Origin of the sequence: Erythrobacter sp. (genome assembly GCF_035194505.1) — a bacterium.
Lineage (GTDB): Bacteria > Pseudomonadota > Alphaproteobacteria > Sphingomonadales > Sphingomonadaceae > Erythrobacter.
On record NZ_CP136573.1, the window covers coordinates 2,322,721 to 2,345,415 of the forward strand.

General features: G+C 67.8%; 20 protein-coding genes and 1 tRNA gene. 9 read left to right on the forward strand and 12 right to left on the reverse strand.

Translation table 11 applies throughout. The features are described from left to right. Positions 1-3 precede the first annotated feature (3 nt). From RSE14_RS11440 to RSE14_RS11465, 6 genes are all read right to left on the reverse strand, one after another. Complete coding sequence (locus RSE14_RS11440) at positions 4-1,068, reverse strand: M14 family metallopeptidase (protein ID WP_324073782.1); 1,065 nt, start codon at positions 1,066-1,068, stop codon at positions 4-6. Further along, positions 1,065-2,312 carry a DUF3526 domain-containing protein gene (locus RSE14_RS11445; protein WP_324073784.1) on the reverse strand — a complete coding sequence of 416 codons (1,248 nt, stop codon included), beginning with the start codon at positions 2,310-2,312 and terminating at the stop codon, positions 1,065-1,067. The genes RSE14_RS11440 and RSE14_RS11445 overlap by 4 nt, the downstream gene beginning before the upstream one ends. Further along, positions 2,309-3,745 (reverse strand): DUF2705 family protein, encoded by a 1,437-nt coding sequence (locus RSE14_RS11450; RefSeq protein WP_324073785.1) that lies wholly within the window; start codon positions 3,743-3,745, stop codon positions 2,309-2,311. Before RSE14_RS11450 ends, RSE14_RS11445 begins: the two co-directional genes overlap by 4 nt. Continuing rightward, the gene (locus RSE14_RS11455; protein ID WP_324073787.1) at positions 3,742-4,464 is read right to left on the reverse strand and encodes an ABC transporter ATP-binding protein; all 723 of its coding nucleotides are present in this window, start codon (positions 4,462-4,464) and stop codon (positions 3,742-3,744) included. The genes RSE14_RS11450 and RSE14_RS11455 overlap by 4 nt, the downstream gene beginning before the upstream one ends. Positions 4,465-4,484: 20 nt before the next feature. Further along, complete coding sequence (locus tag RSE14_RS11460; RefSeq protein WP_324073789.1) at positions 4,485-6,644, reverse strand: TonB-dependent siderophore receptor; 2,160 nt, start codon at positions 6,642-6,644, stop codon at positions 4,485-4,487. Between the two features lie 161 nt (positions 6,645-6,805). Continuing rightward, the gene (locus RSE14_RS11465) at positions 6,806-8,218 is read right to left on the reverse strand and encodes a helix-turn-helix domain-containing protein (RefSeq protein ID WP_324073790.1); all 1,413 of its coding nucleotides are present in this window, start codon (positions 8,216-8,218) and stop codon (positions 6,806-6,808) included. A gap of 108 nt (positions 8,219-8,326) precedes the next feature. Here RSE14_RS11465 and RSE14_RS11470 point away from each other — a divergent pair, with 108 nt between their 5' ends. Beyond that, positions 8,327-9,139 (forward strand): helix-turn-helix transcriptional regulator, encoded by an 813-nt coding sequence (locus RSE14_RS11470; protein WP_324073793.1) that lies wholly within the window; start codon positions 8,327-8,329, stop codon positions 9,137-9,139. Positions 9,140-9,154: 15 nt separating this feature from the next. Here RSE14_RS11470 and RSE14_RS11475 read toward each other — a convergent pair whose 3' ends face one another. The 3 genes from RSE14_RS11475 to RSE14_RS11485 form a co-directional block, all read right to left on the reverse strand. Beyond that, positions 9,155-12,202, reverse strand: coding sequence for a CHAT domain-containing protein (locus RSE14_RS11475; RefSeq protein WP_324073795.1), 3,048 nt, complete (start codon positions 12,200-12,202; stop codon positions 9,155-9,157). A gap of 130 nt (positions 12,203-12,332) precedes the next feature. Further along, positions 12,333-12,419: transfer RNA gene (locus tag RSE14_RS11480), tRNA-Leu, on the reverse strand. Between the two features lie 126 nt (positions 12,420-12,545). Beyond that, complete coding sequence (locus tag RSE14_RS11485) at positions 12,546-13,520, reverse strand: MJ0042-type zinc finger domain-containing protein (RefSeq protein WP_324073797.1); 975 nt, start codon at positions 13,518-13,520, stop codon at positions 12,546-12,548. A gap of 156 nt (positions 13,521-13,676) precedes the next feature. On the opposite strand from RSE14_RS11485, the gene ftsE reads away from it, so the two are divergent. The 5 genes from ftsE to RSE14_RS11510 are packed head-to-tail and all read left to right on the forward strand — an operon-like array spanning position 13,677 to position 17,895. After that, on the forward strand, positions 13,677-14,405 hold the full coding sequence (gene ftsE, locus RSE14_RS11490; protein WP_324073799.1) for a cell division ATP-binding protein FtsE: 729 nt from the start codon (positions 13,677-13,679) through the stop codon (positions 14,403-14,405). Further along, positions 14,402-15,349, forward strand: a complete 948-nt coding sequence (locus RSE14_RS11495; protein WP_324073801.1) for a cell division protein FtsX — start codon at positions 14,402-14,404, stop codon at positions 15,347-15,349. The genes ftsE and RSE14_RS11495 overlap by 4 nt, the downstream gene beginning before the upstream one ends. A 10-nt stretch (positions 15,350-15,359) precedes the next feature. Beyond that, a complete protein-coding gene (locus RSE14_RS11500; RefSeq protein ID WP_324073802.1) occupies positions 15,360-15,893 on the forward strand; it encodes a YdcF family protein in 534 nt (177 codons plus the stop codon). Then, positions 15,890-16,612 (forward strand): lysophospholipid acyltransferase family protein, encoded by a 723-nt coding sequence (locus RSE14_RS11505; protein WP_324073804.1) that lies wholly within the window; start codon positions 15,890-15,892, stop codon positions 16,610-16,612. Before RSE14_RS11500 ends, RSE14_RS11505 begins: the two co-directional genes overlap by 4 nt. Further along, entirely contained in the window at positions 16,609-17,895 is a 1,287-nt protein-coding gene (locus tag RSE14_RS11510) for an NRAMP family divalent metal transporter (protein WP_324073806.1), read from the forward strand. The genes RSE14_RS11505 and RSE14_RS11510 overlap by 4 nt, the downstream gene beginning before the upstream one ends. On the opposite strand, the gene RSE14_RS11515 is transcribed toward RSE14_RS11510, so the two are convergent. After that, on the reverse strand, positions 17,892-18,800 hold the full coding sequence (locus RSE14_RS11515) for a prephenate/arogenate dehydrogenase family protein (protein ID WP_324073808.1): 909 nt from the start codon (positions 18,798-18,800) through the stop codon (positions 17,892-17,894). The genes RSE14_RS11510 and RSE14_RS11515 overlap by 4 nt on opposite strands. Continuing rightward, a complete protein-coding gene (gene hisC / locus RSE14_RS11520; RefSeq protein ID WP_324073809.1) occupies positions 18,797-19,912 on the reverse strand; it encodes a histidinol-phosphate transaminase in 1,116 nt (371 codons plus the stop codon). Before hisC ends, RSE14_RS11515 begins: the two co-directional genes overlap by 4 nt. A 129-nt stretch (positions 19,913-20,041) precedes the next feature. Between hisC and metX the strand changes: the two genes are divergently transcribed. Further along, the gene (metX, locus tag RSE14_RS11525) at positions 20,042-21,139 is read left to right on the forward strand and encodes a homoserine O-acetyltransferase MetX (RefSeq protein WP_324073811.1); all 1,098 of its coding nucleotides are present in this window, start codon (positions 20,042-20,044) and stop codon (positions 21,137-21,139) included. Continuing rightward, complete coding sequence (metW, locus tag RSE14_RS11530) at positions 21,136-21,723, forward strand: methionine biosynthesis protein MetW (RefSeq protein WP_324073813.1); 588 nt, start codon at positions 21,136-21,138, stop codon at positions 21,721-21,723. The genes metX and metW overlap by 4 nt, the downstream gene beginning before the upstream one ends. 30 nt (positions 21,724-21,753) lie before the next feature. On the opposite strand, the gene RSE14_RS11535 is transcribed toward metW, so the two are convergent. After that, positions 21,754-22,143: a VOC family protein gene (locus RSE14_RS11535; protein WP_324073814.1), complete on the reverse strand. Its 390-nt coding sequence runs from the start codon at positions 22,141-22,143 to the stop codon at positions 21,754-21,756. A gap of 112 nt (positions 22,144-22,255) precedes the next feature. On the opposite strand from RSE14_RS11535, the gene RSE14_RS11540 reads away from it, so the two are divergent. After that, positions 22,256-22,651: a hypothetical protein gene (locus RSE14_RS11540; RefSeq protein ID WP_324073815.1), complete on the forward strand. Its 396-nt coding sequence runs from the start codon at positions 22,256-22,258 to the stop codon at positions 22,649-22,651. The last annotated feature ends 44 nt before the right edge of the window (positions 22,652-22,695 follow it).

The following is a 22,695-nucleotide window of genomic DNA, read 5'->3' on the forward strand; positions in this document are numbered from 1 at the left end:
GCTTCAGAAACCCTTGGTGGGGATCGCGATGGTCACCACCGCATCGCCCGCTTCCACCGGCGGGCCGGTGATGCCGTAGAGCGCATAGCCATCGACCGGCGAGACCAGTCGCTCGACCTCGCGCCCGGCATAGTCGCGGATGATGCCAAGCACTTCGCCCTTCATGATCCGGCGCGGCCGAGCATCGACCGGATGGTAGACGCCGTCATGGCTGGCGGAGACCGAGGCGGTGCCTTCGAACAGGCGCGCGGGCGCGGCCACTTCGGGCAGCGGGTCATCGGCCATCCCGAGGATCACCAGCGCATTCTCGACCCCGGCGACGATGCCTGCGACATGGGCCTCCTCGCGGCTGCCGTTCTGGCCGATTTCGACCAGGATGGTAGGCTTGCCCATCGCGACGCCCTGCCGGTTCAATGAGCGCCCGCTGTCGATCTGGGCCTGCGTTTCCATCGAATAGCGCACGATATTGGGGAAGCCGAAGCCCCGTGCCACGGCCAGCGCGAGCGGGAAATCGGTCGCGAGCGGCCCGCCATAGGCGCCGACGAAGGCCTCCAGAAACTCCGCCCCGTCGCCGCTGTGCACGTCCATCAGGAAGGTGCTGCGCGCGACCACTTCGCGGGCGATCAGATCGGCGATGCGCTGGGTCTGGGTGCCGGCGGGATCGCCGGGAAAGACGCGGTTCAGGTTCTTGCGATCAACCGGATTGACGTTGGGCGAGCGGCCCTCGAAACCCGGGATATTGGCGATGCGCACGATCACCAGCGTGCCCTTGAGCTGCGCCGGATCGACCCGCTCGGCCAGACTTTCGGCGGCGAGGATCGAGGCGAATTCGAAGCCGTGCACGCCTGCGACCATCGCCAGCACCGGGCCGGGCTCGTCGCCGTGGATCACGCTCACGGGGATGAAAGTCTCCCCGTCAACGCCCGCGGCTACCGCGATGCGGAGATCGGCGCGGGTTCCTGGGGCGACGCTCTGGCCGGCAATGGCAAAGGGCTCGGCCCCGGCAGCGGCGAGCGCCTGACCGGTCAGCAAGAGCAGGGCGGCAAGAAGCAGGCGGAGCAGGGTCATCGCGGCGGCTGGTAACGCGGGAGCTTGTCGAAGACCAGCGGGTCATAGGCTGGTTCGCGGAACAGCAGCGGATAGTGGAAGGCGCGCAATTGCGCATGGAACGCGCGCACGCTGTCCTCGTAGGCGATCATGGCGCGGGTATCGGTGCCGGCCAGCCGCTCGAACTCGCGCTCGACCAGCGCGGCGGGCGAGAACCATGCCGCCGCCTCCGCCGCTGCGTCACGCGCCATCCGGCCTGCGCGATAGACCCTGACGATCGGTTCGGCCTGCATGTCGCCCACCTGCTGGAAGGCGAAGTACCACTTCCATGCAAAGGGCTTGTCGACCGTGCCGAAGGCGCGCCATTCGGGGTGGCGGGCAAGGAAGGGCTCCATCGTCGCAGCCTTGGGCTTGTCCCACGCATCGTTCACCGCCTCGCGCTGGAGCATCAGGATCTCCGCGCCATCGGGCACGGGATGCGTGGACTCGATTGCCGCCTTGGCGACAGCGGGAAAGATCAGCGCAAGCGCCAGCCAGATGCCGACCAGCGCGGCCAGCAATGCTGCCGGGCTGCCCGGGCGGCGGCCCACAGCCTCGACAATCAGCCACCACACGGCGAGCGCCCCCAGCACGAGCGCGCTGGCGGCGAGCACTGCGGCCAAGGGCGCAGCCTCGATCAGCGCTCCGCCCCAGAACGGCACCAGCAGCGCCAGCGCCAGTCCGGCAAAGCGCACGAGGGCGCGCGGCAGCCACAGCAGTCCGGACCGCCCGGCGGTTGCCACCAGCAGATCATGGCGGCCGCCCACCCGCTCGCCCGCGCGCAGATCATGCAGCAGCAGGATCAGCAGCAGCGGCGCTACGCTCGCGGCGAGGAAGGCGAAATCGAAACGCCCGATCAGGCCGAAATCGGCATTCTTCGTGTCGGCTTCGTGGATCTGCCCTTCCAGTGACAGCATCCGCACGCGGTGCAGCCACGGCGCGGTATCGCGCTGGCCGAGCGCCGCGAAGGCGAGCCGTGACGGCGGGGCATAGGTCAGGTGGAAGGCGTCGTAAGCCGCATCGCCCCAGGCGTCATATTTGGAAATCGCATTCGCGCGGTCCTTCGCGTCCTCTTCCAGCAGCACGGCGATGGTCGCGCGCTGATCGCGCACTTCGGCAATCCCGAAGCCGGTCGCCGCTGCCGAAAGCAGGAAGGCAAGCACGATCCACAAGACCGCACCGCGATCCCGCAGCATGAAGCGCGCCTCGCGCAGGAGCGGGCTCATGGGCGCAGCGTCCGGGCGCCAGCCGCGATCACGCCGCAGAGCACCACAAGCCAGCCGAGCAGCATTGCCAGCGGCAGGGCTGCGCGGGCGGCGCGGGCGGGGGCGGGATCGGGGGCGAAGCGGAAGTCGTCCAGCAGACGCCACGCCGCCGCATTGACCCGGGTGCGCATCTCGGCCTCGGGGTCGGAGCTGCGCGCAGCGTCATCGGCATAGGTCAGCCGGTTGGCGTGGAGATCATTCAGGCCCTGCACGAAATCGAACCGGAGCGCCTCGCTCTCGCGCAGGAAGCGGTGGTGCGTCGCCAGATCGCTGCCCGCCAGCGTGCGCGATGCCGCGCCCACCGCCAGCGTCGGCGAGGCGAGGCCGAACAGCGTGACGATCCGCGACTGCGCCGCCTCCTGCGCCATGCGGTTCTCGGCGAAATCGTTCATCAGCCGGGTGAGCTTGGCCTCGGAATAGCCTGCCACCACGCCGCGCCAGTTGATCGGCAACTGCTCGACGCTGTCTGCGCCATATTGCTCCAGCACCTGCTTCTGCAGCGCGGCAAAGGCCGGGTCGGCGGCATTGTGCCCGTCGCCCAGCGCTCGCTGCTGGCTCAGCATCACGAGGTCGCTTTCGATCTTGCCCGGCGCATCGATCGCGGCGCTGCCGGCGTTGATCCCGATGCGCGGCACCACCAGCGCGACCAGCAGCCAGATGAAGACGAGCACGCCCAGCGCCACGCTGCGCTGGCGCACCCACAGCGAGACCGCGAGGACCAGCGCGGCCCACACGGCAAGGTAGAGCGCGTAGCCTGCCACCATGAGGGCGGCGGTCAGCACCGGCTCTCCGGCGGCGATGCCGTGCGCGGCGAGCACCGCGATGGGCAGCAGGAACGCAGCGCCGATACCGGCCAGCGCCAGTGCCTTGCCTGCCGCCAGCGCCAGGCCCGATTGCCCCTGCGCCAGCAGCACCGCCAGCGTCCCGCTCTCGCGTTCGCGCAGCAGCACGCCGTGGCCGATGATGATCAGCAGCAGCGGCAGAAGCAGCTGGTATATATTCGCCGGGGTCAGGCCTGCGAACCCGCCCATGTCGGCGCCCGCGCGGGTATCGGCGAACATCGCGGTGTTCTGGCGGTGCCCTTCGAGGAAGATCGACTGGCCCGTCACCGCGTCCACCCCCGGATCGAAGGCGGCGAGCGGGGGCGGGGTGCGGAAGGCGTAGTGGCCGTAATGGACCATCCGGTGCGGGTGGCGATCCGGCTGGGCAAGGAAGGTCTCCTCGGCGCTCTGCTGGCGCGCGGCGCGGTTGGCCCCCTCCTCGCTCACGCGCACAGCGGTGAGCGCGCTGGTCACCACCACCAGCACGGCAAGGATCAGGCCCGACAGCAGCACCACGCGCGAGCGTGCCCACAGCCGCCATTCCTCGCGGGCAATGCGCAGCATCGCGCTCATGCGGTCTCGCGGGCGGCGAAGGCGGCGTGGACGGCTTCGGTGTCGATCCGCGCGCCATCGCTGGCCGCCTCGAAGCTGCCGACCAGCCGCCCTCCGCGCAGCAGGCCGACGCGGTCCGCAACCTGGCACGCGCCATAGACGTCATGCGTCACCATCAGCACGCTGCGCCCGGCACCTGCGAGCGCCTTCACCATGTCGTGGAATTCGTCGATGGCGGCCGGATCGAGACCCGAGGTCGGCTCGTCGAGCAGCAGGATCGGCGTATCGCGCAGCAGCGCCAGCGCGATCGCGGTCTTCTGGCGCATGCCCTTGGAATAGGCCTGCATCCGCCGCGCCCTCGCCTCGCGGGGCAGAGCCACCTGATCGAGCGCTGCGTCCATTGCCTCGGCGGAGACCTTGCGCCCGGCCAGATCGAGGAAATAGCCGAGGTTCTCATAGGCATCGAGATGGCCGTAGAGCGAGGCGGCTTCGGGCAGATAGGCGATAGCGCCGCGCGCTGCCTCGACATCGCTCGCCACCTCGCGCCCGCTCACCAGCACGCTCCCGCCCGAGGGCGCAAGGAAGCCGAGGAAGGTCAAAAGCGTCGTCGACTTGCCCGCCCCATTGCCGCCCAGCAGCGCGTAGATCTCGCCCTGTGCGACAGTGAAGGAGACGTCGTTCAGCACCACCGCGCCATCGCGCACCAGCGACAGCGAACGGGCTTCGAGCGCGGGGGTCATGTTCCGGGGCTCCACGATGGTCAGAACGCGAAGCTGCCGGTCACGCGCAGATTGCGCGGGGTGCCGGGCTGGATCCACAGCTGCGAGAAGGAATTGCTGTACCAGGTGGTGTCGAACAGGTTGTCGATATCCAGCCGCAGGCGCACGCCCTCGGTCACCTCGGTTTCGGCAAACAGGCGGGCGAGGGTGTAGTCGGGCAGTTCGAAGGTGGTGCCGACTTCGCCCAGCCGCTCGCCGACATGGAGCACCCCGCCGCCGAGGCGCACATCGCGGTCCGCGATCTTCGTCGCATAGGCGAGCTGCACGTTGAGGGTGTGCTCGGGGATGTTGAGCAGCCGGTCTCCGGCGCGGATCAGCTTGCCGAAATCGGGATCGGCGACATTGTCGCGGTTTTCGGCATCGACATAGGCGTAGGACACCCACAGATCGAGGCCGTCCGCGATCTCGCCCTGAAGATCGAATTCGAACCCGCGGCTGCGCGCTTCGCCGCCCGCGATGGTGAAGCCGGCATTGACAGGATCGCCGACGAGGATGTTGCCTTGGCTGATGCTGAACACGCTCGCGGTGGCGGTCAGGCGGCCATTGGCGGTGGCAAATTTGATCCCGCCTTCGATGCTTTCGGACTGGTTGGGGTCGAAGGCATTGCCGGCGAAATCCGCGCCTGAAAGCGGACGGAAGTTCTCGCCATAAGTGGCATAGACCGACAGTTCCGGCGTTGCGTGCCACACCGCGCCGACCTGCGGGCTGAAGCGGTTCTCGCCAGTGCGGGTCACCCGTCCGGCGGCGGCGCGATCAGTGAGGCGCTGGTCGTAATCGTCATACCGCCCGCCGACGCGCAGCTCGACAGTCTCTGCCAGGCTGATCTGATACTGGGCATAGATGCCGGTCGCCTTCTGCACCTCGACCCGGTTGGTCAGCGGTGTGGGCGCGGGCAGCGGGAAGCGGCCATAGACCGGATTGAAGATGTCGATCGCTTGCAGCTGCTGCTCGGTCGGGTTGCTGGCAAGGCTGGGTGCGCGCGCGCGCAGGAACACCTGATCATTCTCGAAGCGATCGGTATCCGCGCCGATCAGCACGCGGTGGGTGACATCGCCGGTGGTGAAATTGCCCGCCAGTTCGGCCCGCGCGACGAAATAGGTCGCATCATAATCGCGCAACCGGCGCTGGCGGGTCAGCGTGCGGCCATCGCGCAGCAAGCGCTGGCGGCTGCCGGTCAGCTCAGCCTCGGTCGAGGTGCCCAGCAGCGAGGTGTCGCGGTAATTCACCCCGACGAGCGCGCTCCAGCTGTCGGAGAAATCGTGCTGCAATTCGATCTGGTGGCCGAGCACCTCGGCAATGTTCGGCCCCTCGCCCGGTTCGCCGAGGAAGCGGCTGCGCGGGATCACGCCAAGCTCGCCGTTCACCGCCACTACGCCGCGATCGAAGGGGATTTCCTGACGGGCATATTCGAGCTCGTAGACGACGCGGGTCGCCTCGCCGAGCTTGACCGCAACCGAGGGCATGAAGCCGTAGCGCTTGCTCTCCACCGTGTCGCGGAACGAGCCTGCATCCTCGTAGAAGCCGACGAAGCGCACGCCGATGGCATCGCCCAGCGTGGTCTGCACATCGGCATCGGCGCGCCAGGTATCGAAGGAGCCGGCCAGCAGCCGCACTTCGCCCGCGCTTTCGAACTTGGGCCGCTTGGTGACGAGGTTAACGGTCCCGCCCGGCTCGCCGCGCCCGAACAGCGCCGCGCGCGGGCCCTTGAGGATTTCGACCGCCTCGATCCCCGACAGATCGCGCGGTCCGGCAAAGCCGCGCCCGGCGTTGAAGCCGTTGACGAGGTAATTGCTCGGCAGGTTTTCATCGCCCACGAAGCCGCGCACCGCAAAGGCGTTCCACAGCCCGCCGAAATTGTTCTGCCGCGCGACCGATGCCGACAGGTCGAGCGCCGAATTGAGATCGAGCGCGTTGATGTCGCGCAGCTGCTGCGGGCCGATCACCTGTTCGGCCTGCGGGATTTCCAGTTCCTCGAACGCGCCGCGATAGGCAGGCCGGGTGCCGGTGATGACGATCTCCCCGGCCGGCGCGGTTTCGGCCTCGGCTGTCTCTGCGATTTCCTCGGCAGCGAGCGGAGCGGAGATCGCGAAGAGCGAGATGCTGGACATCGAGGCAGCAAGCAGGGCGCGTTGGCGGGTCATGATGGTTCCGGATCAGAAGAGGGAGGATGTTCACTCTGCGCTGAAGGGTCTGCGCCTTTTCAGCCCATGAATGAAACGTTATCACATTGCATATTGCCCGCGCGTGCGCCTGTCAACGGCGCAGGAGGCCTATCGCCTTGATGCGCCTTGGCTCTGCGGCGTCAGGTCTTCATTTCGTAAGGCACCACGCCGCGCCGGAACAGGTCGACGCCGATGGTCTGGTCGCTCGGCGGGTAGGCGCGCTGTTCGCAATCGGTGCGCGGGCAGATGCGGCACGACACGCCGATCGGGGTCACCGCCCGGGCAGAGGCGAGATCAATCCCGTCGGCATAAATGAAATCGCCCGCGTGCTGCGCCTCGCACCCCAGCGCCACGGCAAAGCGGCGCGGGTTGCGGTCGAACCGCCCGGCGGTCTTCACCAGCCCCTTGGCGATCGAGACATAGCGCACCCCGTCGGGCGTTTCGGCGAGCTGGACGAGGATGCGATCGGGAATGGCGGCGGCCTCGTGCACGACCCACAAGGGGCAGGCCCCGCCGAAGCGCGCGAACTGGAGCCGCGTGGCGCTGTGCCGCTTGGTGATGTTGCCGGCCATGTCGACGCGGCAGAAGAAGATCGGCAGGCCGCGCTCGCCCTCGCGCTGCATGGTCGAGAGGCGGTGGCAGGTCTGCTCGAAGCTGGTCTGGTAATGCAGTGCCAGCCGGTCGACGTCATGGCGGAAGGCGCGGGCCATCGCCCGGAAGCTGCCATAGGGCATCAGCACGGCGCCGGCGGCATAGTTGGCGAGCCCGATGGTCAGCAGCTCGCGCGAGACCTCGCTGCGCAGCCGCGCCGCATCGGCAATCCGGCGGATCGCCGGGCCGAGCGATGTCGCGGCGACATGATAGGCGATCTGGAAGCGGATGCTGGCAGCGGGCTGGCCCGAATCGATGTGCAGCACCTTGCTGGCGGCATCGAAGCTGCGCAGCACTTCGGCCGGGCGCATCTCCACGGCGATCCCGTGCACCTGTGCGAGGTGCTGCTGCAGGGCCTCGGCGCTCGGCAAGGCATCCGGCCCCGCGATAAGGCGAGCGAGCCGCTCGGCCGCGCGGTCGATCGGATCGACGTAATTGTTCGACAGGTGGAACCAGTCGCGCACCTCCTCCCACGGCAGGCGCGCACCTTCTCCGGCATCGACCGCCAGCGCCTCGTCGACCATTTCGAGCCGCTGGCTGGTGCGGCGGAAGGCGGCGTGCAGCTCGACAAACCGCCGCGCGAAGGCGGGCTGCTGTTCGGCCAGCCGGGCAATCGCATCGGGCGGCAGGGGCGAATCGAACAGCGGATCATTCGCTGCCTCGCGCAGGGAAAGCGAGAGCTGCTCGGCATCCTCGCCGGGGAAGTCCTGCCAGTCGAGCGGGAAGAGACTCGCCACCTGTTCGATCAGGCGCGGCGTGAGCGGGCGGTCGTCATGCTCGAGCTGGCTGAGATAGGACGGGCTGATCGACAGCTGCTGCGCCAGTTCCGCCTGCCTCAGCCCCCGCCGTTCGCGCAGGGCGCGCAGCTCCCGTCCTGCGAAGATCCTGTGCCGCTTTCCCATGGGAGACCTCCAGTTTGCAAATTTCGGCTTTGCAAATTTGCAAATTAACATTGGACTGCACTGCGCCCTTGCGCAAGTCATCGAGGGGACAGTCTCGGGAGAACCCGCATGGCCACCAATGTTCTGGAACTTCGCCGCTACAATCCGGCAGGCAGCCCCGCCGCTCTGGCCGAGCGCGTCTCGGTCACCAGCCGCGCCGATATCGCCGCCGCAGCGGCGCTGCTGGGGCACGCGGCGCACGCGCTGGGCCTGCGGATCATGGTGTGGCACGATCTCGCCTCGCTCGAAGCGATGCGCGATGCAGACGGCGCGCCGCTCAATGCCGGGGTGTTCGGCTGGAGCACCGAGGAGCTGGCCCCGTGGCAATGCCGCGACCGGATGCTCGGATCGCCGCTGCTGCGCGCCTGCCGGGTCGAAAGTGCACCCTTCCGGGCCAGCCGCAATGGCATCCACACCCGCTGGCCCAACCGCCTTGTGGCGCAGATCGGGCTCAATGATTTCGAGGGGCAGGCGGGCATGACGGCCGCCATAGCCATTCCCGTCCACCTGCCGTTCGGCCAGGTCGGCGCAGCGATCCTCACCAGCATTGACGGGCTGGCCGATGATCTTGCGGACATCTTTGCCGATGCCGTCGCGGCGCTAGCGCCGGCGGCCGAGCGCTTCGTGCGCGGCTATGTCATGGTCAGCCGTGACGAGCGCTACCTGCCCGATGACTGCCTGCTCACCAGCCGCGAAGTCGAGTGCCTGAACTGGATCGCGCACGGCAAGACCGACTTCGAAATCGGCATCATCCTCGGCTGCAGCCATGCCGGGGTGCGCTATCACGTCACCCGCGCCTGCACCAAGCTGGGCGCGGTCAATCGCGCGCAATCCGTGTTCCGCGCCGCCCAGCTCGGCCTCCTCGGCGAGCCTGCGCGCTAAGGCCAGCGCCAGTCTTCAGCTGCCGTCGGCGGCCACCAGCACGAACGGGCTCCAGGCCGCCGGGTGCGCCCAGAACTCCTTCCAGCCGGGCACCGCCGATCCGTCGGCCCGCTTGCCCGTGCGCACTGCGATCATCGCCTGCCGCAGAGCTTCGGCCTTGGGCAGGCCGCTGCGCGAGAAGCGCATGGTCTCGACTGTCAGCACCGCGGTGACTTCATCCGAGACCCGCCAGTGGCTCGCCAGCAACGCCTTGGCCCCGGCATGCAGGAAGGCGCGGGCAAGGCCGGACAAGCTTTGCGATCCCGGGGTGCCGTCGGAGGAAGCCGTGTTGCAGGCCGACAGGATCAGCCATTCGGCGGTGAGCGATAGCCGTGATGCCTCGCTGGCCGTGAGCAACCCGTCGTCCTGCGCGCTGGCCGTTTGAGGCGGGGTGAAGACCAGCCCGGGCTCGGCCGCGCGGCCAAATTCCTTCGGCAGCAAGCCGTGGGTGGCAAAGGCGATGATGCCTGCGCTGGCAAGGCCGGCATCCTGCTTGAGCGCGGCCTCTGTCGCCGCGGGCCCGAGCCGCAGCCCGCTGGGCGGAGCATTGAGCGCGGCGGCCATGCTCTTGAGTTCGATTTCGGTGCCGGGCAGCGGTGAAAGCTTCCGCAGCGCATCGGGCGATGCGACCGCGATCCCCTGCATCGCGCCGCGCATCAGGCGGCGTCCGCCCTGTTCGACAGAGCGCGCCGCGCCCGTGCGGCCCAGAAGGCTCGGGGCGCCATAGCCGAGGAATTCTCGCGCAGCACCACCACCCGTTTTGGGCAAGGGACGTGCGATCCTCAGCGCCGAGACCGCCGGAAGGGTGATGAAGGCATATTTGTCACCCAGCCACGCGGATTGCTTCAGGGCCTCGGCATCGCCCGCCTCTGCCTTGTCCTTGGCCGGATCGAAGGCGGTCACCAGCACCGGCAGCGGCAAGCCGCCCAGCGGCCCGGCGACGGTGACGAAGATGCGCTTGGCCTTGCCGAGCGCGGGTTCGAGCGGCGCGAACACCGTGGTGTAGAGCCGGTGTGCCGCACCGCGATCGAAGCGCGGGAAAAAGGCGTCGATCCCTTGCAGCGCGCCGGGCTGGTCCGATGTCGGGTCCATGTCCGCGTCAGAGACGCAGCTGGCTTCACCCATGCGGCAGCGCAGCCGCGCGACCAGCCGGGCAATCGGCTCAGAAGCCTTGACCAGAACCGTGATCTGTTCCTGATCGGGCGAGGTCGCAAACAGATAATAGTCCGCGCCGTTGGGGACGATCAGGATCAGCGCCTCGTCGGCGGCGAGACGCGCCCTGACATCGCTCAGCGAGAGCGCGGCAGGCGAGACGAGGTCGTCGAATTCGGGGAAGTCTTTCTTCAGCTGCGCGTCGGCGGCGGCGAGCTCCTGCACCACCTGCGCGAGCGCGGCGCGATTTTCTTCAAGCCCGTAGTTTTCGCTCGCCAGCACACTGGCCGTGACGGCCAGGTTGAGCGCGCGGGCGCGATCGGCGAGTTGCTGCTTGCGGGTGATGAGCGCGCCAAGCGGCCCCTCGCCCGCCATCGCCCGCGCGGCGGCCTGGGCCATGGCCTGTCCGGCGGTCGATTGTTCAAGATCCTGCGCCGCGATGAACATCTCGTTGCGCAGGACATCGGCATCGGTCCGGCCAGCGACATCCATCCCCGCCGCCGTTGCCTCCATCAGCGCGCCATAGGCCATCGACATGGGATCATGGGTGGTCGAATCCCCGGCAATCGCGGCCGCCTCCCGCGACATCGAGAGCGCCTCGTCGAGATCGCCATCGGCGGCCACGATGGCGCGCGAAAGCGTGGTCAGCAGGATCACGAGGTCGGGATGATCGGGGGCAAGCTCGCGCTGGATCGGCACGCCGAAGCGCAGCAGCGGCAAGGCCTCCTGCGCCCGGCCCTGTCCCAGCAGCGCTGCGGCCAGATTATACTTGTACTTCGCGTAAGTGATGCTGGCCGACACATCCGTCCGGCTGAAGAAGCCCTCGAAGATATCCAGCGCGGTGCGCGCATTCTTTTCCGCCAAGGCAAAGCGGCCCTGGAAGTTCTGGCGGAAGGCCATGTTGTTGTAGGTGCGCGCGACGACGGGGGTCGGCCTGGAGAAGTAGCGCGTGCGCAGCTTGTTGGCGGCTTCGAAATAGAAATCGGACTGCGTGATTTTGCTCTGCGCGCCAAGGTGATCGGCCTGCCGTTCGAGCAGATTGGCATAGCGCAGGCCGGTCGTCAGGCTTTCCATCGTGCCGTTGTAGGTCTCGGTTGCGCCGGTGGCCCGCCATGCGGCCTCTGCACGCGGAATGGTGGTCTCCAGCAGCGCCAGCGCCTCGGCATGGCGGCCCGTCTGGCCGAGATCCCAGCTCAGGCGTTCGACGGTCTCGAACACATCGTCGGAATCCGGTCCCTCCTGCCGAACCTGCAGATCGAGCAGCACCCGGTAGGCATCGATCGCATCGGCGAGATGCTGGGCGTCGTCGAGGTAGCTCGCGAGGGCCGACTGAAGGCTGATTGTGATGACCGGATCGGTGTTGGCGGACACCGCGCGGCGCAAATGCGCTTCCCCCTCGGCCGGGCGGCCTTCACGGCGCAGGAGATCGGCTATGTCGACGGCAAGGATCGCCGCCGCATAGCTCTTCGGCCCCTCGCGCTTTGCAGCGATGGCGGCCCTGCGATCAATGATCCTGCGTTCCCCCGCGAAATCGCCGATCAGCGCATGGGCGCTCTGCAGCACCGGCAGGGCATAATCCTGATCCTCTTGCGAGGCGTCGTCCGTTCCCAGCACCAGCGCCCCGACGATCGGCAGCAGCGTGGCGACCATATCGGTGTTGCCTGCGTCCCTTGCCGCTTCAAGCCGTTCGACCAGCGGGCGGTAGGAGGTCTCCGCGCTGCCTTTGCCGACTTTCCCGCTGACGGGACGCGACAGGATCTTGGCGCCTTTCTCGACCGGGCCGCTCTGTGCTGCGAGGGGCGCTGTCGGCAGAATGATAGCCGCACACGCCGCCAGCAACCCGCCCCAAGTGCCCATTTTCGATATAGCCATCCGGCCCTCCCCACAGCGAGACTGTTGGCCGCCGGAAAGAGCCTTGGCAAGTGCGTGCGTGCAGACTTACGCGCCACTTGAGAGTGCTCGCCTGCCCGAAGGCGATTTCTGATTTTCGGGAGAAAATGTTTGGTGCGGTCGAGAAGACTCGAACTTCCACGGGCTTTCGCCCACAACGACCTCAACGTTGCGCGTCTACCAATTCCGCCACGACCGCACTCGGGTTTTCCGGGGTGGCCAGAAGCCGTCCCCGCGGTAGGAGCGCGCCCCTAGCAAGGGGTTTGCACCCGCGCAAGCGCATTTGACGCGCGCCGCAGGGGTGGCTGCGAAAAATCCGGGTGGATCAGTTGGGAGCCCAGCCCAGATCGGCGACCACCGCGCCGGGCGGAATATTGGCGATCGCTTCGGTCACATTGACGCTTTCGCCCGGAGCCAGTTCGCGCTTGGCCGTAACCACCACCCAGTCGCCCACCGGCCGCTCGCGCGTGTCGCTGAACACCACCAGCAGGTTCGGCACCGCCAGCGTCTCGCGCGCGGTGTTGCTGACCGTGCCGCGCACGCGGAAGATCTTGTCGCCGTTGGGCAGCGTCTCGCTGCGCTGTTCGGCGCGCGGGAAATTGAGCTCGAGACCGGGCTGGCCGATCCCGAAGGTGGGGCGCTGGAGCGGCAGCCATTCGGGCAGCGGCAGGCCGGAGTAATTGACCGCGACCACCGTGCCGGTCGCCAGCACGGCGAAGATCGCCGCCGCGATGGTCCACATCTTGAGCGTGTTGCGCCGGCGGGTGAAGGGCGCGCGGTAATCGAACTGCGAGCCGTCATCCGCGTCGCCAGGCTCGTCATCGAACGGAGGCTCGGGCTCGTCGCTGCCGTAATTTGCCGCTTCGGTGATCGGCGGCGGAGCGGGCGGCGGCGCAGGGGGGGGAGGCGGTGCAGGCTCTTCCGCGCGCGCCTGCTGGGACAGTCCGCGGCGCAGGGCACGCACGGCAAGGGTCGCCTGCTCTTCCTCAGTTGCAGCGGGGGCCGCATCGGCGGTGCGCCAGTGATTGATCGAGGGCGCCGCAGGCTCGGGCACCGGCGCAGCCTGTTCCGCCACGGGCGCAGGCTCTGCAACCGGCGGCGGCGGTGCTGGCGGCGGGGCGGGAGGCGGCGGAGCGGGTGCGGGAGCCTCTTGTTCCACCGTCTCGCCCAGTTCCAGCGCGGGCGGTTCCTGGAACCAGCTGTGCTTGCACTTGGCGCAACGCACGGTGCGGCCTTCGCTGCCGATGGCAGAATCCGGCACGGCGTAGCGGGTGCCGCAGGCTGGACAGGCGATGATCATCCTGCCTTCTGCAATAGTCCCCGCGCCCCGCCGCACAAGAGCAAGCGCGGCAAAGCCAGTCATTTACCCGTTGTTTTCCACATTGGGGCGCGCGTATCGGGGGCTGAATGCGATGTTCGACTTTTCCCCCTCCGGCTGCGCTGATAGGTGCGGGGCATGACTGATCGCCTCGACGGCCATGTGAAATTCGACAATGTCGGGCTGCGCTACGGCACCGATCCCGAGGTGCTGAGCAATCTCAGCTTCACGCTCTACCCCGGATCGTTCTACTTCCTCACCGGGGCGAGCGGCGCGGGCAAGACCTCTCTGCTCAAGCTGCTCTACCTCGCCCAGCGGCCGTCGCGCGGGGCGATCCGGATGTTCGGGCAGGATCTGATGACGATGCCGCGCGAGCGTCTGCCGGACCTGCGCCGGCGATTGGGCGTGGTGTTCCAGAACTTCCGGCTGGTGCCGCATCTGACCGCCTTCGACAATGTCGCCCTGCCTCTGCGGCTGGCGGGCGCGGACGAGGGGCGGGTGATCAAGGCGGTCTCGGACATGCTCGACTGGGTCGGCCTGTCGCACCGCGCCCAGGCGATCCCGGCGACGCTGTCGGGCGGGGAGCAGCAGCGCGTCGCGATTGCGCGCGCGGTGATTGCACGGCCCAAGATGCTGATCGCCGACGAGCCGACCGGCAACGTCGATCCCGATATGGCATTGAAGCTGCTCCGCCTGTTCGAGGCCCTGAATAACCGCGTGGGCACCACGGTGGTGGTGGCGACCCACGATGTGCACCTGCTCAAGAAGGTGCCGGATTCGCTGATCATGCGATTGAACAAGGGCCAGCTGTCCGATCCCACCGGCGCGCTGCGCTATCCGCCGCGTCCCGCGGGGAGCGGCGCATGAGCGTGCCGCCACTGCCCGAGGTGCCCGAGGAGGCTACCGCGCCCGCCGCGCCTGCGGGCAAGCGCCGCCAGCCGCGTGCCGCCCGGCTGCTGCCGCAGCCGCGCATGGGCGGGCTGATGCCCTGGGTGATCGCGATCCTGATCGCGCTGGTGGTGATCGCGGCCGCAGGCGGCCTTGGCCTTCGCAATCTGGCGGAGAGCGCCCGCGCCGATCTCGCTTCGGCGGTGACGGTGCAGGTGATCGAACCCAACCCCGATCTGCGGGCTGCGCGCGGGGCTGAGACCGTCAAACTGCTGCAAGGCATGACGCTGGTGCGCTCGGTCCGGCTGGTGCCGCCCGAAGAGCTTGCTGCGCTGCTCGAACCCTGGCTCGGCCCGGCGGCGACCAGCGGGGATGTGCCGATCCCGGTGCTGGTCGATGTCGAGCTGGTGCGCCGCGCCTCGCCCGCCGATCTAGAGACGCTGACCGCTGCGCTGGAGCGCAAGGTCCCCGGTGCGCGGGTCGATGCGCAGAGCGACTGGCTGCGGCCGGTCTATTCCGCGCTCTCCGCGCTGCAATGGCTTGCCCTCGGCCTGATCGGCCTTGTCGCGCTGGCGACCGCGGCGGCGGTGTGGCTGGCCTCGCGCAATGCGCTGGCGAGCCACCGCGAGACAGTGGAGATCATCCATCTGCTGGGCGGGACCGACCGGCAGATCACCCGCATTTTCCTTGGCACGGTGCTGCGCGAGGCGGCCTTCGGCGCGCTTGTCGGCACGGCTGCAGGGCTTGGCGCGGTCTTGCTGCTCGGCCAGCAATTCGCCGCGCTCGACAGCGGGATGACGAGCGGCGGCGGGTTTGCGAGCGTCGACTGGCTGGTGATTGCCGCTGTCCCGCTGGCCGGCGTCCTGCTGGCGCTGATGACTGCGCGCATGACCATTGCGCTTGCCCTGCGCGACATGCTTTAGGCGGGCCGTCATGATCCGCCGCCTGATCTCGCTGTTGTTCCTCGCCTGGGCGATCGGGTTCCTGTGGTTCGTGGTCGCCCTGCCGCGTCCGGCCGAGGACAGCATCAAGACCGATGCGGTGATTGTGCCCACCGGCGGTGCCGGGCGGATCGCGCGGGGGCTTGAGGTGCTGGACAAGGGTTTGGCGGAAAAGCTGCTGGTCAGCGGGGTCGATCCCGAGGTGAAGCCGGGCGAATTCGCCGCCCAGTTCGGCGTTGCGCCTGGCCAGATGGCCTGCTGCATCACGCTCGGCCATGATGCGGTCGACACCCGCTCCAATGCCTCGGAAACGGCCAAGTGGGTGGCGCAGAACGATGTCCGCTCGCTGCGGCTGGTCACCACCGACTGGCATATGCGGCGGACCGCGGGCGAGCTGGCGCGCAAGCTGCCCGATCATGTCACCGTGATCCGCGACGCCGTGCCCTCCAAGCCCGATCTCGGCACGCTGTTCCTCGAATATCACAAGCTGCTGGCGAGCCGCGCTGCCGGGCTGGCCGACCTTTGAGCACGCTTCTGGCCGCACTGCGCTCGCTTGTGTTCTACGTGCTGTTCTATCTGGGCAGCGCGGGTCTGGTGATCGGCTCGGTGGTGGCGGTTGCCGCACGGCCGGGCTGGCTGGCGCCGATTGTCGGCACATGGGGCCGGTGGCACCTGTGGTGCACCCGCAATCTGCTCGGCATCGCGGTGGTTTTGGAGGGCGAATTGCCCGATGGCCCCGCGCTGTTTGCGGTCAAGCACGAAGCCTTTTTCGAGGCGATCGATACGCCGCGCCTGTTCGACCATCCGGCCGTGTTCGCCAAGCAGGAGCTGTTCCGGATCCCCGGATGGGGTTTTTCGGCGCTCACCTATGGCCTGATCCCGGTGGCGCGCGACAAGGGCGCAAAGGCCTTGCGCGCAATGCTGGCTCTGGCGAAGCAGCGGCGGGACGAGGGCCGCCCGCTGGTGATCTTCCCCGAAGGCACGCGGGTGGCATTCGGCACGCAGCCGCCATTGCAGGCGGGCTTTGCCGGGCTTTACAAGCTGCTCGCCCTGCCGGTGGTGCCGATCGCGGTGGATAGCGGGCGGCTCTATAACCGTGTGGTGAAGCGGCCGGGGCAGATCACCTACAGGATCGGCGCAAGAATTCCCGCAGGCCTGCCGCGCGAGGAAATCGAGGCACGGGTGCACGCGGCGATCAACGCGCTGAACGCGGCTGCGCCCGATCCCGGACCTCCCAGTTCGTGACCGAGGCGGGCCAGCACCCGGTGGACCGGCACGACGAGCCCGATCCACGCTCCCTGGGCGAGGTGCTTGGCCCCGGACTGATCACCGGCGCGGCGGATGATGATCCCAGCGGCATCGGCACCTACAGCCAGGTCGGCGCGCAATTCGGCTTCAGCCTCGCGTGGATCATGGTGTTCAGCTACCCGCTGCTGGTCTCCACCCAGCTGATCTGCGCGCGCATCGGCGCGGTGACGGGGCATGGCATCGCCCATAACCTGAAGCGCCACTATCCGCGCCCGGTGCTGTGGTTTGCGGTGACGCTGCTGCTGATCGCCAACACCATCAATCTGGGTGCCGATCTCGGCGCGATGGCGGCCGCGCTCGATCTGCTGCTGCCTGGGCCGACGATGCTCTATGTCGTGCTGTTCGGCGGCGTTTCGGTGCTGCTGGAGGTGTTCGTCGCCTATGCGCTCTACACCCGCATTCTCAAGTGGTCGGCGTTGTCGCTGCTGGCCTATATTCTCGTGCCCTTCGTCGCTGACATTTCCCCGCAAGAGGTGCTGCGCGGGGTGCTGGTGCCCGAGCTGAGCTTTGACCGGCCCACCGCGATGGCGGTGATCGCAGCGCTCGGCACGACGATCAGTCCTTACCTGTTTTTCTGGCAGGCGGGGCAGGAAGTGGAGGAGCAGCACCGTCTGCACACCCGTCCATTGGGTGCCCGTCCGCGCGCGGCTGGGCCGGGGCTCAAGCGGATCCGGACCGATACGCTGGTCGGCATGGGGGTCACGAGCGTCACCGCGCTGTTCATCGTCATCGCCACAGCCTCGACGCTGCACGCCAACGGGATAACCGAAATCACCTCCGCCGATGCCGCCGCCAGCGCGCTGCGCCCGATTGCGGGGGATTTGAGCTTTCTGCTGTTTGCGGTGGGGATCATCGGCATCGGCCTGCTCGCCGTGCCGGTGCTGGCGGGCTCGGCGGCCTATGCCCTGTCCGAGACTTTCGGCTGGACCGAGGGGCTGGACCACAAGCCGCACGAGGCCAAGGCTTTCTATGGCGCAATTGCTGTCGCGGTGCTGGGTGGGGTGGCGCTCAACCTGATCGGCATTGATCCGATGCAGGCGCTTTACTGGACGGCGGTGATCAACGGCTTGCTGGCCCCGCCGCTGATGGTGATGACCATGCTGGCGGCGAGCAATCCCAAGGTGATGGGCCGCCTCACCTTGCCCCCGCTGCTGAAGTTCGGCGGCTGGGCGGCAACGGCGGTGATGATCCTCGTCTCGGGGCTGTTTTTGCTCAGTTAATCGGAATGCTGGCGCCCGAAATCGGGGCGCTCGTCATCCTGACCCTGCTCGATCACCGCGCGGCGGATGGCGCGGGTGCGGGTGAAGAGATCGAACAGGGTGTCCCCGTCGCCCGAGCGGATCGCGCGTTGCAGCGCGGTGAGGTCCTCCGAAAAGCGCCCGAGCATTTCCAGCACGGCCTGTCGGTTGGTCAGGAATACGTCGCGCCACATGACGGGATCGGAAGCGGCGATGCGGGTGAAGTCGCGGAAGCCCCCGGCGGAATATTTGATCACCTCGCTCTGGGTCACATCCTCCAGATCGCTCGCCGTGCCGACGATGGTGTAGGCGATGAGGTGCGGGATGTGGCTGGTGACGGCGAGCACCAGATCGTGGTGGGCGGCATCCATCAGCTCGACCTTGGAGCCGAGCGCCGTCCAGAAGTCTGAGAGCGCCTGAAGCGCGGCCGGATCGACGCCGTCGGGCGGCGTGATGATGCACCAGCGGCCCGCAAAGAGCGTGGCAAAGCCTGCCTCCGGCCCGCTCTGCTCGGTCCCGGCCACGGGGTGGGCAGGGATGATGGTTGCACCCGGCAGCGCAGCGGCGAGCGCCTCGGCCACGGCGGCCTTGGAGGAACCCACATCGCTGACAATGGCGTGCGGGGCGAGGCCCGGGGCAATCGCGCTTGCAGCATCGCCCATCGCGCCGACCGGCACGCACAGGATCACCAGATCGGCGTTCGCCACGGCAGCTTCGGCCGTGTCGCACACCTCTCCGACCAGCCCGCGCGCTGCCGCGCGCTCGCGCACCGAAGCATCGCGGTCCCAGCCGGTGGTGGCGATGCCGAGGCCGCGCGCCTTGACCGCCAGCCCGATCGAGCCGCCCAAGAGGCCGAGGCCGATGATCGCGACGCGGGTGATCGTCATGCCGCTTCCCCGCACAGGGCGCGCAAGGTCGCGATGACGCGGGTCATGTCGCCGGTCTTGCCGATGGTGATGCGCAGCGCGTCCGGTAGCCCCTGCGAAGGCAGGTGCCGCACGGCATATCCCGCTTCGCCCAGCGCCTCGAGCGCCTGCGCGGCGCTGACGCTTCCGGTAAAGCGCACCAGCACGAAATTCGCCTCGGACGGGCAGGCAGTGATGCCGTGGTTGCCCAATGCCGCGATGGCTTCGACAAATCGCGCGCGCTCGGCGGCATTGTGCTCGCGGGATGCGTCGACGAAGGCCTGATCGCCCAGCGCGGCGAGGGCGGCCTTCTGTGCGCTGACCGAGACGTTGAAGGCCCCGCGCATCCGGTTGACCAGATCGATGAGGTGCGCCGAGCCGGTCACCCAGCCGACCCGCTCGGCCGCGAGGCCATAGGCCTTGGAAAAGGTGCGGCTGACCAGCACGTTCTCGTGGCGCTTGGCGAGTTCGAAGGCCGCGCTCTGGAACGCCGGATCGACATATTCGCCGTAAGCCTCGTCCACCACCAGCAGCACGTCGGAAGGCAGGCCAGCGTGGAGGCGCGCGACTTCGGACGGCGGCAGGAAGGTGCCGACCGGATTGTTCGGATTGTCGAGCAGCACGACCTTGGTCCGCTCCGTCACCGCGGCGAGCAGACTGTCGACATTCGCGCCGAAATTGTCGTCCTCGGCCAGCACCGGCACCGCACCCACCTTCTGCGCGAGCAGCGGATAGAGCGAGAAGGAATAGCGCGAGGCCACGACCTCATCGCCCGGCCCGCACAGCGCCTGCACCGCGCAGTGCAGCAGCTCGCCCGAGCCCGTGCCGCACACGATCAGCGCCGGATCGAGCCCGTGCACCTCGGCGATCTTCTCGCGCAGCGCCCGAGCATCGGGATCGGGATAGTCGGCCGGATTGTGCCTTTCCCCCAAAGCCGCGAGCGCCGCGGGGCTCGCGCCCAGCGGGTTCTCGTTGGCCGAGAGTTTCACCAGCGGCTTGCCGGAAGCCGACTTGGACTTGCCCGGCACATAGGCGTGGATCGCGTCGATCCAGGGTTTGGCCACAGGGCGCGGGTTTGGTTTTGCGATGGTCATCGTGATGGCCCGCTTGAAGAAAAGACAGTGCTTCGGCAAGCGTGAGCCGAACGGATTTTCGAAAAATCTCCCTAACCCTTCGCCCTGAGCTTGTCGAAGGGCTGTTTTTCCGCTTTGCGCATTCCCGCAATGTCACCCACTGGCTCATCCCCGGTCTATCGCCTCCCCGATCCCCTGCCGCTCGACAGCGGGCAGGCGCTTGAGGCGTGCGAGATCGCATACGAGACATACGGCACACTCAGCCCGGACAAGAGCAACGCGGTGCTGGTGTGCCATGCGCTCACCGGAGACCAGTATCTCGCCAGCCCCCACCCGATCACCGGCAAGCCGGGTTGGTGGGAGCGGATGGTCGGGCCGGGCAAGCCGATCGACACCAACCGCCATTTCGTGATCTGCGCCAATGTCATCGGCAGCTGCATGGGATCGAGCGGGCCTGCCAGTCTCGCGCCCGACGGCCAGCCTTACGCGATGCGCTTTCCTGTCATCACCATCCGCGACATGGTGCGCGGGCTGGTGGCTCTGCTTGATGGGTTGGGGATCGAGCGGCTGCACGCCGTGGTCGGCGGGTCGATGGGCGGGATGCAGGCGCTGAGCCTCGCCGCCAACTGGCCGGAGCGCGCCGCGCGCGTGCTGGTGATTGCGTCCACCGCGCGCCACTCGGCCCAGAACATCGCCTTCCACGAAGTCGGGCGGCAGGCGATCATGGCCGATCCCGCCTGGGCCGAGGGCGATTACTATGCGGCGGACGCCAAACCCGACAACGGCCTCGCCGTGGCGCGCATGGCGGCGCATATCACCTACCTCTCCGAAGCCGGGCTGACCGAGAAGTTCGGCCGCCGCTTGCAGGACCGGGATGCCAAGGGCTTCGGCTTCGACGCCGAGTTCCAGGTGGAGAGCTACCTGCGCTATCAGGGTAGCGGCTTCACCCGTCGGTTTGACGCGAACTCCTACCTCTACATCACCCGCGCGATGGATTACTTCGACATCGCGGAAGAGCACGGCGGCAAGCTCGCCAACGCCTTTGCGGGGACCGAGGCGCGGTTCTGCATCGTCAGCTTCGATACCGACTGGCTCTATCCCACCGCCGAAAGCCGCCACGTGGTCCACGCGCTGAACGCGGCGGGCGCGAAGGTGAGCTTCGTCGAACTCTCCGCCCCGCACGGGCATGACAGCTTCCTGCTGGAGCACGACCAGCTTGACCGCGTGGTGAAGGGGTTCGTCGAGTGAGCTTGCGTCCTGACCTCGCCGCCATCGCCGCCCATGTCGCACCGGGGAGCCGGGTGCTCGATATCGGCTGCGGGGACGGCGCGCTGATGGCCGAGCTGGAAAGCGCGAGCGGTTGCGATGCGCGGGGCATGGAGCTGGACGGCGAGCTGGTCGAACGCTGCGTGTCGCGGGGCCTCAGCGTGGTGCAGGGCGATGCCAATCTCGATCTGGCGAACTACCCCGACAAGGCTTTCGATTACGCGATCCTCAGCCAGACCTTGCAGACCGCGACCCGGCCCGACCGGATGCTCGACGAGTTGCTGCGGGTGGGGCGGCGCGCGTTTGTCTCGTTCCCCAACTTCGCCCACTGGCGCACACGGGCGGCGCTTATGTTCGGCGGGCGGATGCCGGTGACCCGCGCTCTGCCGGTAAGCTGGTATGAAACGCAGAACATCCACCACGTCACAGTCGAGGATTTCCGCGATCTCGCCCGTGCCAAGGGCGCGGTGATCGAGCGGGCGTGGTTCTTCGCCGATGAAACGGAAATCGGCGCGACAGGGGCTAACTGGCGCGCCGAATTCGCGGTGTTTGAGTTAAGCAGGTGAAAGAGGGGTCACGCCAGTGACCCCTTCACATCACACCCGGTGCAGCATGCACAGCTTGTGGCCGTCGAGATCACGCACATAGCCGAGGTTCAGCGTCCCCATCGCGCCGACGCGCGGCCCCGGTGCGTCTTCGATCGAGGTGCCGCCAGCCGCTACGGCTGCATCGTGGAACGCCTGCACCTGCTCCAGACTGTCGCAGGCAAAGCCGACGGTCGAGCCGTTCGCGGCGTTGGCCGGTTCATCATTGATCGGCTCGCTGATCGAGAACATCCCGCCATTGTGCATCCAGAAGGCGCGCTTGTGGCCGGTGGCGGCGACGTTGATCATCCCCGGTTTTGCACCGAGCGTAGCAAGCACGGCATCGTAAAAGGCTTTGGCGCGGTCGAAATCGCTGGTGCCAAGCATGATGTGACTGAACATGGAATTCCGTCTCCTCTCGTAAGGTGGGTTGCGGATTAGGACGGATCGGCGCCTCCGGCAATGTGCTTTTCCGGTAGCGCGAGGTTCATGTGACAGGGCATAGGGTGACCCCATGATGACCATGCTTTTTGCCGCCGCGCTTGCGCTTCAGGCTGCTCCGCCGGAGCCTGCCGCACCGTCCACGTCCGCCGAGGCTATCTCTCTGGATGATCTGCCGATCGATCAGGCGGCGTCGGCGCGCTGCGCGATGGCCTTTGCGATCGTCAGCCGCTGGCAGAAGTCGGGCGATGCGCGCGGGACGGCCTATCCCGACATGGAGGCGGTCGGCGGGCGCGAGTTCTTCGTGCGCACCATGGCGCAGCTGATGGACAGCGCCGGATGGACCCGCGACGGGATTGTCCAGCTGACCTTCCGCGAGGTCGAAGCCACCGACAATCCCGCAGGCGAGGCACGCATCAAGGCGATGATGCCGGCCTGCCAGATGATGAAATCCGCCGCCGGATTGTAAACCGGCCAAATATCCCCGCACCGGCCCCGCGGACTGCTGGATTT

What these genes read in the sequence shown, in the direction of transcription:
- RSE14_RS11440 (WP_324073782.1), bottom strand. Translation starts at nt 1,068, where the DNA reads ATGACCCTGCTCCGCCTGCTTCTTGCCGCCCTGCTCTTGCTGACCGGT.
- RSE14_RS11445 (WP_324073784.1), bottom strand. Translation starts at nt 2,312, where the DNA reads ATGAGCCCGCTCCTGCGCGAGGCGCGCTTCATGCTGCGGGATCGCGGT.
- RSE14_RS11450 (WP_324073785.1), bottom strand. Translation starts at nt 3,745, where the DNA reads ATGAGCGCGATGCTGCGCATTGCCCGCGAGGAATGGCGGCTGTGGGCA.
- RSE14_RS11455 (WP_324073787.1), bottom strand. Translation starts at nt 4,464, where the DNA reads ATGACCCCCGCGCTCGAAGCCCGTTCGCTGTCGCTGGTGCGCGATGGC.
- RSE14_RS11460 (WP_324073789.1), bottom strand. Translation starts at nt 6,644, where the DNA reads ATGACCCGCCAACGCGCCCTGCTTGCTGCCTCGATGTCCAGCATCTCG.
- RSE14_RS11465 (WP_324073790.1), bottom strand. Translation starts at nt 8,218, where the DNA reads ATGGGAAAGCGGCACAGGATCTTCGCAGGACGGGAGCTGCGCGCCCTG.
- RSE14_RS11470 (WP_324073793.1), top strand. Translation starts at nt 8,327, where the DNA reads ATGGCCACCAATGTTCTGGAACTTCGCCGCTACAATCCGGCAGGCAGC.
- RSE14_RS11475 (WP_324073795.1), bottom strand. Translation starts at nt 12,202, where the DNA reads ATGGCTATATCGAAAATGGGCACTTGGGGCGGGTTGCTGGCGGCGTGT.
- RSE14_RS11485 (WP_324073797.1), bottom strand. Translation starts at nt 13,520, where the DNA reads ATGATCATCGCCTGTCCAGCCTGCGGCACCCGCTACGCCGTGCCGGAT.
- ftsE (WP_324073799.1), top strand. Translation starts at nt 13,677, where the DNA reads ATGACTGATCGCCTCGACGGCCATGTGAAATTCGACAATGTCGGGCTG.
- RSE14_RS11495 (WP_324073801.1), top strand. Translation starts at nt 14,402, where the DNA reads ATGAGCGTGCCGCCACTGCCCGAGGTGCCCGAGGAGGCTACCGCGCCC.
- RSE14_RS11500 (WP_324073802.1), top strand. Translation starts at nt 15,360, where the DNA reads ATGATCCGCCGCCTGATCTCGCTGTTGTTCCTCGCCTGGGCGATCGGG.
- RSE14_RS11515 (WP_324073808.1), bottom strand. Translation starts at nt 18,800, where the DNA reads ATGACGATCACCCGCGTCGCGATCATCGGCCTCGGCCTCTTGGGCGGC.
- hisC (WP_324073809.1), bottom strand. Translation starts at nt 19,912, where the DNA reads ATGACCATCGCAAAACCAAACCCGCGCCCTGTGGCCAAACCCTGGATC.
- metX (WP_324073811.1), top strand. Translation starts at nt 20,042, where the DNA reads ATGTCACCCACTGGCTCATCCCCGGTCTATCGCCTCCCCGATCCCCTG.
- RSE14_RS11535 (WP_324073814.1), bottom strand. Translation starts at nt 22,143, where the DNA reads ATGTTCAGTCACATCATGCTTGGCACCAGCGATTTCGACCGCGCCAAA.
- RSE14_RS11540 (WP_324073815.1), top strand. Translation starts at nt 22,256, where the DNA reads ATGATGACCATGCTTTTTGCCGCCGCGCTTGCGCTTCAGGCTGCTCCG.